Here is a 14,186-nt window from a genome sequence, read left to right on the forward strand (position 1 = left end):
TCCTGTACTAATCCCTCTGTATCAATCAATTCGGGGGGGGTAATTCGTGTTTCCATAATCTCAGTCTATGATTTGAATATATTCCGGCTTCACCTCAGCTGAAACCGCCAGTAGGTCGGGAATAATGACGACAAGCTGCCGACCTCTCTTTTTTGCCACTTTTATGAAGTAGCCCTCCACCTGGTCGAACGGTCCGCCATGTACCCTTACTCTTTTACCTTTTTCAATGTTGATTTTATCTTTTTCCTTGTTGATTTCGCTGATTTTGTAGAAGTGTACCTCTTCATCTGCCTGCTTGCACACCTTGATGAAGTTGGTCATGTCTTCATCAGGTACAGTCAGATAGACAAGTTCTCCGCCACTTTTCCATGTGACAAACTGTAGGTCGTAATAATAATTGTGTTTGAAATCAACAATCTTCTGATGACTTGCATGCACAAACACCAGACTATGGATGACGGGTACCATGAAAAAGACTTTCTTGCCCTTGACAGTGCGAAGGACTTTCTGCTTGGGTATGAAATACTCTAAGCCATACGTTTCATTAGAGAGCCGATCTTCGGCAGTATTCTCGTTCTTGTAGACCCGCATGACATACCACAGTATCTTATCCTTGTCCAATACATTCACCATACTGTTTTGACATGTGTTTTTTGAGAAAAGAACGTACTCATAGTTCATCCCGATATGCGTATCGGTCTGTATATCAGCAACTTTCTATGTGTTTCAACTACAATAGTCATCTATTCTCATCTTTCTGAGTCCACCCCCTGCAAAGCCCCTCTTTACGACATAAAAATTCGGTCGGAAAAGGTATGCAAAAGATGTTTCTCTCTTTAAGAGAAATATCGTTTTGCTAAACAGTTGATATTGAGGTATCATTTTATCGTAAAAGACATATTTGCTCAACAATTGCTTGACGGAAATCAACAAATTTTAGCATTTTTGTAAAAAAGTCGCTATATAATTTGGTGAATTGGAGTTATTTTCATATTTTTGCATCCCGAAGAGTTTCTCTTAAAGAGAGAAACACCTTTTTGCTCAACAATCCCCGACTTTTTTATTATAGTTGCGGTATCACACCGCAATACAATAGTTATAAATATTGAAATAAAGGTGCAGTGAGACGCTGCACCTCCTAAAGAGAATTGATGATGAGATTGTTGGCGTTGTCAACGACAGAGGTGTCCAATGAGGAGAGGTATATCTGTGTGGTTTTCTCGGAGTCATGCCCCAATGCCTCGCTGATAGTAGATACGGGCACGTTCTTGCTCTTGGCTATGCTTGCCCAGGAGTGGCGGGCTACGTAGGTGGTCAGGGGTACGGACAGGCCTATCATTTCTCCGATTTTCTTCAACTGCTTGGTGATACGGCTATAGGCATTCTTGTACTGTCTCCAGAATATGGCTCCCTCTCCTTTTGCTATAGGGAGCAGGTAGGGAGAATCATCTGTTTTGTACTTCGCCACTATCTCCTGCATGGCAGGTTCCCATTTGATGTGCAACTGTTGTGAGGTCTTCTGACGGCGGTAAATGAGCGTACTGCCATGCAGATTGCTTGGTGTAAGTTGTGCCATATCGATGAACGACATCCCACGGGTATAGAAACTGAACAGGAACATATCCCTTGCAAGCTCCAAACGGGGGTTCAGACTCAAGTCCAGCTCTTTCAGTTGCTTGATGATTTCCAAGGGGAGTGCCCGCTTGACGGTCTTGTCGATGCCGGTATATACATGCTTGAACGGTGAGGAAGAGATGACCAGTCCGTCATCTACGGCATGATTGTAGATGGTGCGCAGGTTGCGGATGTAGAAAGAGGTGGTGTTGCGGCACAGTCCGCTGTCTTTCAGCCACTGTTCATAGCCTTGTATCGTTGTCCCATCGACTTCCTCCAATGGCACATCGCCTCCTTTCAGGTAACGCTGGAGGCTGTTGAGGGTGGTTTTGTACCTTGCTACCATCCGCTTCTTGCCGATGCGTCTCAGTTTTTCGTTCAACTCCAGCGTATAGCCGATAATGCCATGTAATTCTTTTCCCTCATGGAAGTTGTCAACGACGGTGTCTGCTGTATATGACTGCCCTTCCTTGTCCAACCGTGCAATGACCAACAGCAGTTTCTTCCTGTCAGCATCCAATGTATCTTTCAAGGAAAGAAGATAGGCTTGACGTTGTGGAGTGACGGAAGTTGGCAAAATGATGTTTGAATGGTCCGCATCCCACTCTGAGGAATAGATTCTGTACTCTGTATGGATCTGACGTGCCACACGATTGTGTATCACCTGATAATACAGGCGACCCTCTTTCTCTTGAACAGATGATGTTCTGAACTTTAATTTGATGGATGCCATAATGCTCTGACTTTAACATTGAAATTGCAATTATTACCTTTATATATAATATAAGTGACAGACAAACAGGTATAGGAGGGATGGTGCCTCACCGCTCGGCATACAACAGCTGATATTCCACCCACCTCCGTTTCCTAATGGATGCCACTGCTTTTCCCCTCCATTTGCAATAGCTCAGATAGAGTGGCAGGATGTCCCTGTCGCCACGTTCCAATCGGGTGAGCAGGGACGCTTTCGGGTATCGTCCATTGCCTAACAACTTGGCTGGTCCAATCTGGTACGAGAGGGTGGCAAGCAGATAAGCATCCCTGCCATAACGGGCATATAGGCGCAGGTGCCGGAGGAGGTCTGTCCGTAACAGCAAATCTGCACGCTGACGTGTCAGTGTTTTCGGGAAACGCTCTCCCTTCTGTAGCTGGTGACCATAGCCCACATAGCCCGGTGTGGTCTTTGGGTCGTGCCAACCCTCGAAGTGTTTGGTAATGGCTACCATCCGTTCAAACAGTGCCCTGTCAATGGTTTGGCTTTGACAGGGCACGCTACAGATGGCCAACATGCTCAATAGTACGATGATGTATCTTCTCATTACATTATTTTATATAGGAGGTGCGATGTCTCACCGCACTCTAATCAATATCACTACATCATAGTGCGGAACTGCTGAATCTCTTTAATCATGGCTTTCACGTCCTCCCCAACCTGAACGAAGTTCTTGTAGAGGATGCGCTCTCGCTCTTCTTTCGACTTGAACTTATAGAACTTAGGGAGAGGGACATACTCCGATTCCTCCTTCTTTATTTCCGTCATATCGAAGTCGGTCTTGCAGTAGAACTTGGATGTCTTGAACTCCTCGCTCTCCTGGATGTTCATGCTTCCGTTCATCCCGGTCTTGGTGACTACGAAGTCACGGGCGGTCTGTCCACATATCCAACCTGTGGGCATATCGGAGATTTTGCTTGCAGGCACCAGGCTGTCCATATTCTCATTGAGGTTGATGGAGGTCTTGTCACGGTCGATGGTCACGCCCTTTTTGAGTTGCACTACTTTACCGAAGATGTCACTCGACAGCCATTCGAGGGTTTCCTTGGCTCTTGCCGAACCGCTCACCACATTGCCCACGGTGGTGATGATTTTCTGCATACCCACCTTGCCATAATCGGCTTCCAACTGCGGAAGTTCCTGAAAGCCAAGTGCCACGCTCACCTTGTTGCTTCGGGCTGTGCCTATCAGTCGGTCTATCTTGTGGAAATACAAGGTCGGCAACTCATCGACGATGATGCTGACAGGAACGTTCTTGCCCTGTCCTGTATTCACCCTCGTTACAAGGCGGTTGAGAATCAAGGCATTCAGTGCACCGATGATGCTCTCCATCTCGGGGTCGTTGGCAATGAGCAGATAACTTGGATTCTTCGGGTCACTGACCTTCAGGTCGAAGTCATCGCCGTCCTTGTGGAATATCCAGTAAGATTCCTTGGTGGCGAGACGGGAGGTATAGACACGTAGCGTGCCAATCATACCTTCCAACTGCTCCATGGCTTTGTTGGCAAAGGCAGTCTGGAACGGGCCAAGCAAGGGGGCTACCTCGTTGTCGGTCTGAAGTACCTCGAAGATGGTCTGATAACTCTCATTGAGGAACGATAGGATATGTGGCATGTCGCTGTACTTGCCCAACCAATAAGCGGGCTGCACCTCCGCGCCCGAATGGTCGAACACCCGTCCTGTGGGTATCAGCCTTTTCGTCTTTGGGTCTTCACGCCGCTCGGCAATCAGCATCTTTCCGTCCTTGTCGTAGGGCTCCTTGCCGTAGTTGCAGAAGAAATAGATGCAGGCGGCAAGGAAGTTGACGGCAGAGGTCTGGAAGAACTGGTCGCTGCCACCGCCGCCTTCCTTCTTGCCTTTTTGCAGGGATTCAAGCAGGGTCTCGGCGGTCTCGCTCGCTGCGGCAAGGTTGTTGATGTACTTCAACTGGATGGGGTTCACACGGCGCGAATACTCCACATCCACAAAGTTGATGATGTTGAACTTCATGCCATGGGGCATCTTGCTGTCCTTGGCATTCTTGTTCTTCAAGTAATGATAGTAGAGTTTGGTGGCGAGAGTGGGAAACTTATAGTCGTACACCACCATGGCAAAGCCCTTCTCGCTGTGCTGCCTGATAAACGGCTCGATGATGGAGAAGGTCTTACCAGAACCAGGAGTACCCACAACCCATGTGCCACGGAACGGATTGACGATGTTCACCCATCCCTTGCGGAACTTGCCCTTGTAATAATAGCGCATAGGGATGTTCACGCTGTACTTGTTCTCCTGCAACTCCCTGCATTGCTCAAAGCTCTCATTCTCGAAGTTGAAGCGGTCTTTCAGCAGCCCTTCCTTCAGGAACTTAGAGATATTGTCGAGGGCGATATGCACCAATACGACACCGACGATGGAAGTGAGCATATAGAGCCAAGTGTTCAAACGGAGGGTATAGAAACAGGGCATTATCGAATGACCGAACAGCCATACGGACTGCACAATCAGCAGCACTCCCGACAGCAGCGGATAGAGCACCTGCCTGCGAGCGTCAAACTCCAGATGCTTCTTGTTGCGCGTTCCCACACAGGTGATACATATCAGCAGGAACGTAGCCACCTTGCTATACACGAGGTTGCCGTCATGGTAAATCATCCACCGCTTGATGCGAGTGTGGATATCCGTCACTACGCCGCCCAAGAAGTCCAACTGCTCCGGCTCCAGTGCGTAGGCGAAGAACTCCATCAGGATGGAGACATAAATCACCGCCCTGAATATCTTGTAAAAACCCTGTAACTCTTTGCTTTCTTCCATTTACTTTACGATGATGTTGGGTGATAATGAGAAAAGATGAAGGATGCCACGGTGGACACCCTCCAATCCTCTTATGAGTTTTATTCGTAGCCGTTGATGGTCTTCTCAGACTCTACTGTCCACGGAGAAATAGTTGCAGATATGACCTCCAAGGTGTTGCGTACAGGCTTCAATGAATAGCTGTAGGAATGACCCGCTTTCCACGTGTCGTTTGTGAGGAATACGAAGTTCTCCCCATTGCTGAGTTGCAATGTCATGTCTGGCATAACCTGTGCAGGAACATAAAGCGTATATTCCATGTGGTCACTTTGTGGGTCGCCGAAATAATAGGTCGTCACCGACTCGTCACTGCATTCTACCTTTCCGGTCTTGATGTTGAAAGTACCGCTGTCAAAATAACCGACGAACGTGAGTAGGCTTCCTGCAAAATCATTGGTGGTGAAACCGTATTCTGGTGAGGTATAGACCTTGATGATGACACGCACCATCTGATGGGTGAAGTTCAATGTAAGGCTCGGATTGGCGTATGATGCCGCTCCACTGGCAAACAGAAAATCATTGACCTTCTGCTCACTCTGTACAGCTGCCTCCGGCACTTGGAACTCTATGAGGTCGTTGGTAGGATTTGCCGTATAGGGATAGTAGGCATTGAAGGTGTGAGTGTCTGTGTCCGTGAAAAACACCTTGTTGGCTGACACAAACTGATTCGTGCCGCCGCTTCGGGTGAACTTCATATTGTTGATCATCCCTGTGGAAGAGATGCCAATCATATCATTGAGTTCCCACTGGTTGTCAACGGCTCGTGTGGAAACGGCAGGTTGCAGCATCTCCAGATTGGTGAATACCTGAAGCTGCTTGGTTGATGTGCTGTCGGTCACGACCACAGAACCTCCGCCACCGGGCAGGTAAATCTCATTGACGATGTCTTGGTCACAGGACGTGAGGAGCATGGCTCCAAGTCCCAACATTAGAAACAAATTCTTTTTCATGCTTTTTCTTTTTTAATTGTTGTACTTTGATGATGATACGGGTGATACTCGATGTCTGTATATGGGCTAATCCATAATCGTGATGATGGGTCTCGCCTTATGCGGCTGCCACTTGGGAGTCTCCTGTATGGCACCGCTTCCCAGTGAGTAAAGCCATGCCTTGGCGGTCGCTTGTCCTTCTACCTCCGTTGAAGTCCAATACCAACAGTCATCATCCTCATCGGGGATAGGTGTGCCGCCGCATTTCAGGATGTATGGGTTGATGATGTCCTTGGCATGATAGAGCAGACGCATCTGTGCCACACTGGGGATATAGGCACTTTGCCCGTAACGCCACATGTCGAAGACACGCTCAGCCAAAGGCGACTTCACATCGGTCGTGCCATAAAGGGCAAAAGTGTTCTTGTTGCCGTCGTAGGCGGTGAGGTCACAGGATGTGTCCTGTTCCACACCGATACTGTCAGCAAAGGCTTCGGGAGCGATGTCCCACAGATAGACGGCATATCCGTTTCCCTCCATTTCTTCCCTCTGATTGACGTTGAACACCACTGCAATGGCTTGCTTGCACGATTGCTCGTAGGTTTCGTAGGGCATCACCTTGCCGTCAGTGGTCAAGATATGGGTGACCTTCATGGCTGTGTCGGGAAAGTCCTGATGCTCGTCACAGGCAGTCAGCAACACCGTTGCCGCAACTGCCAAGATTGAAAACAGTTTCTTCATACGCATAGTCATTTTACAGGAAGTTTCACACCCAGGACAATACCCGTTCTGAACAGGTCTTCACCCTTGATCATCACATCGGTCTTCACCTGCCAGAAGAGCTTCCAGCCGTGTCTGAGTGTATAGTTTTGCTCATAGCCGAGGTGGATGCCACCCAAGAACCTGTCAGTATCGCTACCTGCCGATGCTCCTATGCGCATGTTGCCATGGTGGTTGCGTCCTCTTGCCACACAGGGCTTATAGGCAAAGCCGAAACCATAACTGCGGTAGTTGTTCCAAAAACTCTCAGGACAGACATGACCGCACGATGCGCACTCGTTCCACTTGATATATCCGTTTGCAAAATACTCCCACGCATTGTGGTACTTCGTCTCATACTCGTAGGACAGCGTCACGTCCAGTCCTCGCTCATACAGGCATCCGAACCCCAAGGATATGCGGTCGCTATTCTGCTGCGCCATTGCCGGAGTCATGCTTGCCATAAAACAGATGACAACGAGTAAGGTATGCACAAGCCAATTCCTCACTCCTAATTCCTCATTCCTAATTCTCATTATTCCTCCTCCAACAGTATATGGTTAAACGAATCGGCAGACAGCACATCCTCATAGTCGATGCTGAGCGAGATGGTGCGTCCACTTATCTGTTTTTCCGACAGCTCGATGGTCAGCACCTTGTCGTTGGGGAAGGTCATCTTCTTCACCACAATCACGTTGCGATAGCCATACTTGAAGGTCTTCGCATCGTCCAACACAAGAGATGGGGTCAGTTCCACTATCTGCGCATTGGTAGCCTTGCTCTGCTTCTTGTCCGATAGTTTGATGCGCATCTCGTCGATGTCGAAGCGGATGTTGGTCTTGTTCTCCACGGAGAAGTCGATGAAGAAATATTCGCCCACGCTGTAGATGTTGTTCAGGCGCATTACCATGCGGTGCATCTTCGTCGCCACGTTGCGGTATTTGGCAGACGATGACCATATCTGACGTGCATACTTGGTCATGTCGGCAGTGGACAGGCTTACAGCGGGATTGTTGTAGGCATTGCGCTCCGAGCATTCTATTTCCTTATCGGTTACTGCCTCCTGCATCCTCGTGGTATAGAGCAGTGCATACTGCGTGCGGTAGCGTTCCGTCACGATTGTCACTATCGCCAACACCTCACCGTCGGCATACACGTTGTCCTTCGGCTTCAGGCGGATGGTGTTGTTGATGGGTTGGTCGCCCACCACCTTGTCTGTGGATATATCGACAAAGCGGATGGGTTCGGAGGCGGTGATGACGGTGGTCACTTGGTCGTTGACCGTCAGCTGCTCCATCTCCATGTAGGTGGTCTGCGCCTTGGCTGAAAGCACGCTCAGCGAAAGCAATGCACAGACATTCATTTTCTGAAAACAATTCATATTAGTTGATTTTTTGATGTTTATACTCTATGAGCCACCGTTCCCGACAATTCCGTTGTCGGGCAGTGTCTATTTCCTTTTCTCTTTCCCATTTACAAGGTAAACAAACGTCCCATACTTCAGCTTCACTTTGTTCTTCTTGATAGCCTTGCTGATGGCATTGCTTGTCTTCTGGTAGGCATTGGTCACGGCTTGCATTCCCCATTGCGAGAAACTGTTGTTCGCTCCACTCTGGTCGATGTTCATGTTGCTCTGCATAGCACCGCTCGCCACATCTTTCGTGGTCTCACGGAACTGGCTGCCGGGGACATACAGTCCCTCCAGTCCGTCCGTGTCATAAAGCGAAAGCGAAACCTTTATCAGCTCGTCATCCACAAGGATGGAGTTGATGCTACCCTTCACTCGCTGCGAACCGAAACCGCTCATGGTGGCATAGAGGTACGACCCTTTCTTCACCACGGTCTCACCAATCTCAATATCGTCCAACAGTCTCAGCCGCACCCTCGACCCGTCCGTAGCCTTCACGTCCTCGTCAATGATGGCCTTGATGAGCTTTGGCTCATGCTCGTTCTGCGTCAGGGTGTTGAAATAGTCCGAAGTCACCTTCACCTTCTTCACCACCTCCTGTGCCTTGTCCTCCTCGTCCAGTGCCTTCACCGCCTTGCTGTCCTCGGCAATCTGACCTTTCACCTCAATCTGCTCCTTGGGAGGCCCAGCCTGTGTGGTATCCTGGGCCACGGGGGCAACTGCCGCCTGTCCTCTCAGCCTCGCTTCGGCGAGTGCCTTGTTGAGTGCTTCGAGTGCTTCCGCTTCTCGCGCCTTGGCATCGGCCACTTCGGCTGCATCGTCCTTCTCTTCTGCCTGACGGACGAGTTCCGCAAGGTCTTCTTCTGTGTACTTGGATTCATACGCTTCTTTCTCTTCTTCGTTGTCACGCTCAATGTTATCAACAGCCGAATAGTCTGCTATGCGACCATACGACTTCGCCATGTTCTCATACTTGCCACCGATGCCGTCACCATTCTTAATCTGCGCTCCGGGCAGGTTGGGGTTCAGAAACTCGGTGGTCTGCAGGTTCTTGTCCTGCGTTTCCGCCACCTCCGTATTGAACATGTCAAAGACAAAATAGCCTGTGGCAATCAACGGGATGTACACGATGGCTGGCAGCATGTACTTCGGCTGACGGAAGTTTATCTTATCTGTTATTCTCATCGCTGTCTGATTTTGATGTTACTGACTTGTCTCGATTCTCCTCGTTGGTTCGATGCGTCACGGGAGGAGTGATGCAATGGGCTGCATTCATCATCTGCTTCATGCGCCCTTCCTGCCGCTCGATGGCACTTGCAGCCTCCGTCCGATGACCGTAATACCGCACCATCCTGTAGATGTTGATGCCGAAGCACGTGGCGACAAAGCCGAAGACGATGACGAGAAACAGCGTCTTGTGGGCATTGGCAAAGCCTTGCACCTTAGCCGCCGCACGGTCTATCCTCGCGGTCTTGGCAAACTTGCGCCCTGCCGCCACCTCCTTCTCATACCGCTTCTTGTACTTGGGGTCGTTCTTGTCGGGCATATCCTCGCCCACAAGCATCCGTCTGATTCCTTTTACACTCATACCGCTAGGATATTAGAAGTTTGACTTCGACTTCTGCTCAATATCCTTGTTGAGCAAGGTTCTCCAGTTCGTGATGAGCAGTCCATGAGGATTGTTCTCCGTCCTCGGCACGCGCTTCACCTGTCCCGCCGTCACCAATTCACGCATCAGAATATTGCTCCTTCGCTCTATCCTTTGCCTACCGTAGTAGGTGAACTCCATCTTCTCCTTGTTGAACTTGATGCTGTCGCAAAAGATGCTGAACACGGCACTCGTACCCATGATATTGTTGTAAAAGCCCTTTTCCTTCAGCGTATTGTACTGCGCCAAACCAGTTTCATCGACCAAATACATCGCCTTCTCCATCGAATAGCGGATGTACTTGTCATCGGGAGCAAGCGTAAAGAAGTAATGGTGGAACATCTCGATATGGCTCTTTGCCTCCACATCCAGCGTTTCCTCCATCGTGGTGCGGTTCACCAGTATGGGCACGTTGCCGTCCAATACATACACCTTTTGCTGCGCGTCCGTCACCATGCAGCGCGCCGTCCAGATGCTCGACACCGAGATGATGATGCAGCCCATGAGGAACGCAGAGCAGATGATGCCCACCAGCTTGATTTTGTTTTCTAAGTTCTTGATTACCATACGTTACTGCTTGTTTGAGGTCTGATTTCTCTTCATTCTCACATATTCACGGTGCAGGATGGTGTATATGTCCTTCTCAACTTCTTCCACCAGTTTGGCGTAATACTTGATGCAAGCCTCTACGTAGATGCCTTCGTATTTCAGTTGGATCCACACCCACCAGATGTCACGTTCACGTCTCCGTCGATTTCTGTAGATTTTGGCACGATGCAAGCGATAACTCAGGTAATCTACCATAGGCACTACATACTCGTCGTTATCCTCAAAGCCTTCTGCCATCTCCTCATACTGTGGGTCGATGTAGTTGTTTTCGGAATTGAAAAACTCTTCCTTTGCACGCTTGTTGGCAAACGCCATGAATTTCTCATCTTTGAGCCAACGCTCAATTTCATTTTTTGCTTTCATTTTTCTTGATGGTTACTTTTATTTGTTTCAATAGGAGGTGCGGTGACTCACCGCACACTCACATGTTATCTCATCACGGTCGCCATGGTTCCCGTAGCCGTCATCTTGGCTTGTTGTGCCACGCCCTCGCCGAAGTTTCGGGTTGAGAAGGCGGTGTCGCCCTCTGGTATCATCCATGCCGCAAGGTCGGGCACGAGGTTCAGGCATTTCAACGCCACGATGCTCGCTGCCATCAGATAGCCTGCCGAGAAGAACGAGTTTTGCAGATAGGCTGCCATCGTCTGCTCACTGGCGGTGATGGCCGTCAGGTTCTCTACCTGTATGCAGAGCACAATATCAAACAGCAACAGGACGTAGAAACCGACGAAGTAGAGCATGGCTCCGTAGAAATGAACTGTCAAATAACGGGTTAGCCACTTCGCCCACGCTCCTTCCCACTTGGGCAGCAACGAAAATGCCCATTGTATTGGACCGAATATAGTGAGCATTCCGAGCAATATCTGCTGACAGTATATCGTCGCCCACCAACCGATGCGGAACACGATCAGGGCTATCAGCATCACTATCTTGTCGATGCCCACCACGGCCCCTGCCGTCAGTGAGGTGAACCACAGTTTGCTGGCATCCTTCTCCATGTTGGTCACTTCGTCCACGCCCGTCTGCTCCATCGTCGCCTCTATCAGGTTGGGGTCTGATGTGCCCTTATGCGCCACGTCTGCCTGTGCCTGGAGGTCAGTGTACATCGAGTCCCTGACATATACCAACTGCTGCACCTCCTCAAACTTGTCGGAAATTTGGGTCGCCTCTGCCTCATAGAGGTCGTGGGTGTAACTGCCGATGCAATTGGGAATATAGGATAGAAAATCCAATACGCACCAGCTGCTGCCGCTGTTGGTCATGCCTGTGTCAGCAGGTGGGTACCACCAACAGAGGATGATGCTCACCACCAAGGGCTTGAACAGTTTCATCACGTCCAACGGTTCGTTCTTCACCATCATCTTGTAGGCCATGCTTGCCGCCACGATGATAGAGAACAGTGCCGCCAATGCCATACACATTTGGAGGATCCACCAGAACGGCCCTTGTGAGCCTGTGAAGGTGGCATCGGTCAGGAACTCGTTGGTCTGGAATATCACATCGTCAATCTCCTCTTCGAGGATGTTGATGCCGAAATCGCTGAGTATGTTGTCTGCCATCAGTGCCTGGTTCTATTGTTGATAATCTCTTTGATAAACTCTATGCCTTTCGGTGTCCATGACAGATAGAAGTGGTAGAAGCAGCGCATCCTGCCTGTGACATATACCGCAATGCCCTTGTCCTGAAGGTCTTCACGCAGTTTCCACATTCCATATTCCTTGGTGATGATGCCTTCCTCTTTGAGGGTCTTCACAATCTTGCCGTAGTAACTTCCGACATATTTGTGAAGCTTTGACATTGAAACTACCTCTAAATCAGATGGCATATAATGCTCATCAACGATGGGTGTCCTGCCGATAACGCTGATTCGCTTCGGCATCCTTGACATCTCCAACTGCCACTTGCCGTTTTTCCTCTTGGCGGCATAGAGACGTAACTGTATTTTTGATATTGATTCCATAGCTATTTCTTTATTTTATGTTCTTTCGATAACAGGAATGACTCCCACGCTCTTCAGTTTCTCATAGAGGAAGCGGCGACCTTTCTGTGTCCATTTGGTGTTCATGCGCACATCCTCCGTACCGTCCTTGTGTTTAATGAGGTAGGTCTCGCTGGTCACATAACCGCAGTCCTTGTAGTCGGCATACAGAATCCACTGCTTGCCACGCTGATACTGGATGTTCATCTCCTTCAGACGTCGGTTGAAGCGGATGGACGACTCGCCATAGTCCTGTGCTATCTGTGTGACCAGGACACTGCTCTTCGTGGCAAGGATGATGTCAAGGTAACTCACCTTGTCCTTCATCTCCGTCACCTCCTGTTGCAGGTCATCCACCTTGGATCCCAACTCAACGATGCGTGTCCTTTGGTGTTCACACTCCTGTTCGACAAGCAGACGCTTTTGTCGTTCTTCCTTCAGATTGACTGCTAACCGTATCAGGAAGTCTGGCTCTGCCAATGCCTTCTCGATGGTCTGCTGTGTCATATAGGCACCATGCTTGCGGATAGAGGGGAGCACCTCCGATGTCACCCACTTGCGGAAACGTTTGGCTTCGGGTTTGCGACTGTCAAGGATGACATCATACAGTCCGTCTTCATTGATAAAGTTTGTAACCTGTTCTCTTCCAAGACTATCCGAGATGGGGTACTTTGAAAGTACATCATCCGAAAGTCGTTGTACCAACTTGCTGGTTTTTAGTCCAAGAACTCTTGCCACATCAGCCAAACAGAACAAGGGTTGCTCTGGTGTTCCTGTGGTTCGGACTGCTCCAAATTCCTCGTTGTTGAAAATCTGAATATCGTTCATATCTCTATGCTGTTTTGTGATTATTTCTTCTCTTCCCTTATTTCTATCTGTTCACACTTTCTTCACCCTCACCGCTGTTGGCATCATCGCCGTCAGTGCCTGTCGAGCTCCTCACGCCCTTCATGTTTTCCTGCCAACGGCTCTTGGCATCGCTGATGATGCTGCCTTTATGTACTACACGGTCGTTGGTGGCTGCCAAGAGGGCGGTAGTCTGGCTTTGGGTGTTGAGCTGCACAAGGTATTTCAGTAGTGTCTCGTTCTGTGTCGTCAGGTCGGCATAGATGCTAAGATACTGCCGCTTTCTCTGTGCATTGGGCATATAGGCATCCTTGGTGGCTTTCACGGCACACTGGTACATATTGTACAGTTCCTCCCACCGACGCTTGTCGTTGATGGTGCCTCCTGTAGGGATGATATGGTCTATGTTCGCCTTCATCTTGTCCAACTGACCGTTGATCTTGCTGCTTTCGGCAAGCCAGGCGAGGTCTATCTGTCGGTCGGCTACGTTCAAGGCTTCCACCTCAGCACGCTTGGTGAGGGCAGAGTCTATCTTCTCCGCATCATCTACTTGGTTGTAGAGGTTGATGCCGGCAAGAGTGCGGAAACCTAACTTGTTCTTCTCTGCCGCTGTCTTCTTATAGTTGTTATGTAACAGCCAATAATAGAACTCAGGGGTGAGAGAACCGCCACCTGTCTCCATCACCGTTATCTGGTTCTGCTTGGAGGAGTCGTGGTTGTAGGTCACGCTCTGGGCTGTGGCTTTGATGGTGGTTGCTACCGCCATGATGAGTATCATTGTCTTCTTCATGTCC

General features: G+C 49.4%; 16 protein-coding genes. All 16 read right to left on the bottom strand.

Annotated features, from left to right (window positions below; genetic code table 11):
* Positions 1–60: 60 nt before the first annotated feature.
* The gene (locus ACGHVY_RS13815) at positions 61–633 is read right to left on the bottom strand and encodes a UpxY family transcription antiterminator (RefSeq protein ID WP_007837407.1); all 573 of its coding nucleotides are present in this window, start codon (positions 631–633) and stop codon (positions 61–63) included.
* Positions 634–1,138: 505 nt separating this feature from the next.
* Positions 1,139–2,347: a putative resistance-associated DNA invertase gene (locus ACGHVY_RS13820; protein WP_005816149.1), complete on the bottom strand. Its 1,209-nt coding sequence runs from the start codon at positions 2,345–2,347 to the stop codon at positions 1,139–1,141.
* Between the two features lie 88 nt (positions 2,348–2,435).
* The gene (locus tag ACGHVY_RS13825) at positions 2,436–2,933 is read right to left on the bottom strand and encodes a hypothetical protein (protein ID WP_005816141.1); all 498 of its coding nucleotides are present in this window, start codon (positions 2,931–2,933) and stop codon (positions 2,436–2,438) included.
* Between the two features lie 53 nt (positions 2,934–2,986).
* On the bottom strand, positions 2,987–5,176 hold the full coding sequence (locus tag ACGHVY_RS13830; RefSeq protein WP_005816140.1) for a type IV secretory system conjugative DNA transfer family protein: 2,190 nt from the start codon (positions 5,174–5,176) through the stop codon (positions 2,987–2,989).
* A gap of 80 nt (positions 5,177–5,256) precedes the next feature.
* On the bottom strand, positions 5,257–6,165 hold the full coding sequence (locus ACGHVY_RS13835) for a fimbrillin family protein (RefSeq protein WP_005816138.1): 909 nt from the start codon (positions 6,163–6,165) through the stop codon (positions 5,257–5,259).
* A gap of 66 nt (positions 6,166–6,231) precedes the next feature.
* Positions 6,232–6,885, bottom strand: a complete 654-nt coding sequence (locus ACGHVY_RS13840; protein ID WP_005816136.1) for a hypothetical protein — start codon at positions 6,883–6,885, stop codon at positions 6,232–6,234.
* An 8-nt stretch (positions 6,886–6,893) separates the two neighbouring features.
* Positions 6,894–7,439, bottom strand: coding sequence for a hypothetical protein (locus ACGHVY_RS13845; RefSeq protein ID WP_005816135.1), 546 nt, complete (start codon positions 7,437–7,439; stop codon positions 6,894–6,896).
* A complete protein-coding gene (gene traN, locus ACGHVY_RS13850) occupies positions 7,439–8,284 on the bottom strand; it encodes a conjugative transposon protein TraN (protein WP_005816133.1) in 846 nt (281 codons plus the stop codon). Before traN ends, ACGHVY_RS13845 begins: the two co-directional genes overlap by 1 nt.
* Positions 8,285–8,353: 69 nt before the next feature.
* On the bottom strand, positions 8,354–9,496 hold the full coding sequence (traM, locus tag ACGHVY_RS13855; protein WP_005816128.1) for a conjugative transposon protein TraM: 1,143 nt from the start codon (positions 9,494–9,496) through the stop codon (positions 8,354–8,356).
* A complete protein-coding gene (locus ACGHVY_RS13860; RefSeq protein WP_005816127.1) occupies positions 9,480–9,899 on the bottom strand; it encodes a hypothetical protein in 420 nt (139 codons plus the stop codon). The genes traM and ACGHVY_RS13860 overlap by 17 nt, the downstream gene beginning before the upstream one ends.
* 12 nt (positions 9,900–9,911) lie before the next feature.
* On the bottom strand, positions 9,912–10,526 hold the full coding sequence (gene traK / locus ACGHVY_RS13865; RefSeq protein WP_005816126.1) for a conjugative transposon protein TraK: 615 nt from the start codon (positions 10,524–10,526) through the stop codon (positions 9,912–9,914).
* 3 nt (positions 10,527–10,529) lie between these two features.
* A complete protein-coding gene (locus tag ACGHVY_RS13870; RefSeq protein WP_005816123.1) occupies positions 10,530–10,931 on the bottom strand; it encodes a hypothetical protein in 402 nt (133 codons plus the stop codon).
* A gap of 65 nt (positions 10,932–10,996) precedes the next feature.
* Positions 10,997–12,127, bottom strand: a complete 1,131-nt coding sequence (locus tag ACGHVY_RS13875) for a hypothetical protein (protein ID WP_005816122.1) — start codon at positions 12,125–12,127, stop codon at positions 10,997–10,999.
* The gene (locus ACGHVY_RS13880; protein WP_005816121.1) at positions 12,127–12,528 is read right to left on the bottom strand and encodes a hypothetical protein; all 402 of its coding nucleotides are present in this window, start codon (positions 12,526–12,528) and stop codon (positions 12,127–12,129) included. The genes ACGHVY_RS13875 and ACGHVY_RS13880 overlap by 1 nt, the downstream gene beginning before the upstream one ends.
* 15 nt (positions 12,529–12,543) lie before the next feature.
* Positions 12,544–13,374, bottom strand: coding sequence for a phage antirepressor (locus ACGHVY_RS13885; protein WP_005816120.1), 831 nt, complete (start codon positions 13,372–13,374; stop codon positions 12,544–12,546).
* 43 nt (positions 13,375–13,417) lie between these two features.
* The gene (locus tag ACGHVY_RS13890; protein ID WP_005816119.1) at positions 13,418–14,182 is read right to left on the bottom strand and encodes a DUF5045 domain-containing protein; all 765 of its coding nucleotides are present in this window, start codon (positions 14,180–14,182) and stop codon (positions 13,418–13,420) included.
* Between the last annotated feature and the right edge of the window lie 4 nt (positions 14,183–14,186).

The organism is Bacteroides sp. f07 (genome assembly GCF_042854785.1).
GTDB lineage: Bacteria > Bacteroidota > Bacteroidia > Bacteroidales > Bacteroidaceae > Bacteroides.

Coding starts and splice junctions, on each gene's coding strand:
- ACGHVY_RS13820 (WP_005816149.1), bottom strand. CDS start 2,347: ATGGCATCCATCAAATTAAAGTTCAGAACATCATCTGTTCAAGAGAAA.
- ACGHVY_RS13890 (WP_005816119.1), bottom strand. CDS start 14,182: ATGAAGAAGACAATGATACTCATCATGGCGGTAGCAACCACCATCAAA.
- ACGHVY_RS13835 (WP_005816138.1), bottom strand. CDS start 6,165: ATGAAAAAGAATTTGTTTCTAATGTTGGGACTTGGAGCCATGCTCCTC.
- ACGHVY_RS13875 (WP_005816122.1), bottom strand. CDS start 12,127: ATGGCAGACAACATACTCAGCGATTTCGGCATCAACATCCTCGAAGAG.
- ACGHVY_RS13880 (WP_005816121.1), bottom strand. CDS start 12,528: ATGGAATCAATATCAAAAATACAGTTACGTCTCTATGCCGCCAAGAGG.
- ACGHVY_RS13815 (WP_007837407.1), bottom strand. CDS start 633: ATGGTGAATGTATTGGACAAGGATAAGATACTGTGGTATGTCATGCGG.
- traK (WP_005816126.1), bottom strand. CDS start 10,526: ATGGTAATCAAGAACTTAGAAAACAAAATCAAGCTGGTGGGCATCATC.
- ACGHVY_RS13830 (WP_005816140.1), bottom strand. CDS start 5,176: ATGGAAGAAAGCAAAGAGTTACAGGGTTTTTACAAGATATTCAGGGCG.
- traN (WP_005816133.1), bottom strand. CDS start 8,284: ATGAATTGTTTTCAGAAAATGAATGTCTGTGCATTGCTTTCGCTGAGC.
- ACGHVY_RS13885 (WP_005816120.1), bottom strand. CDS start 13,374: ATGAACGATATTCAGATTTTCAACAACGAGGAATTTGGAGCAGTCCGA.
- ACGHVY_RS13860 (WP_005816127.1), bottom strand. CDS start 9,899: ATGAGTGTAAAAGGAATCAGACGGATGCTTGTGGGCGAGGATATGCCC.
- traM (WP_005816128.1), bottom strand. CDS start 9,496: ATGAGAATAACAGATAAGATAAACTTCCGTCAGCCGAAGTACATGCTG.
- ACGHVY_RS13870 (WP_005816123.1), bottom strand. CDS start 10,931: ATGAAAGCAAAAAATGAAATTGAGCGTTGGCTCAAAGATGAGAAATTC.
- ACGHVY_RS13840 (WP_005816136.1), bottom strand. CDS start 6,885: ATGAAGAAACTGTTTTCAATCTTGGCAGTTGCGGCAACGGTGTTGCTG.
- ACGHVY_RS13825 (WP_005816141.1), bottom strand. CDS start 2,933: ATGAGAAGATACATCATCGTACTATTGAGCATGTTGGCCATCTGTAGC.
- ACGHVY_RS13845 (WP_005816135.1), bottom strand. CDS start 7,439: ATGAGAATTAGGAATGAGGAATTAGGAGTGAGGAATTGGCTTGTGCAT.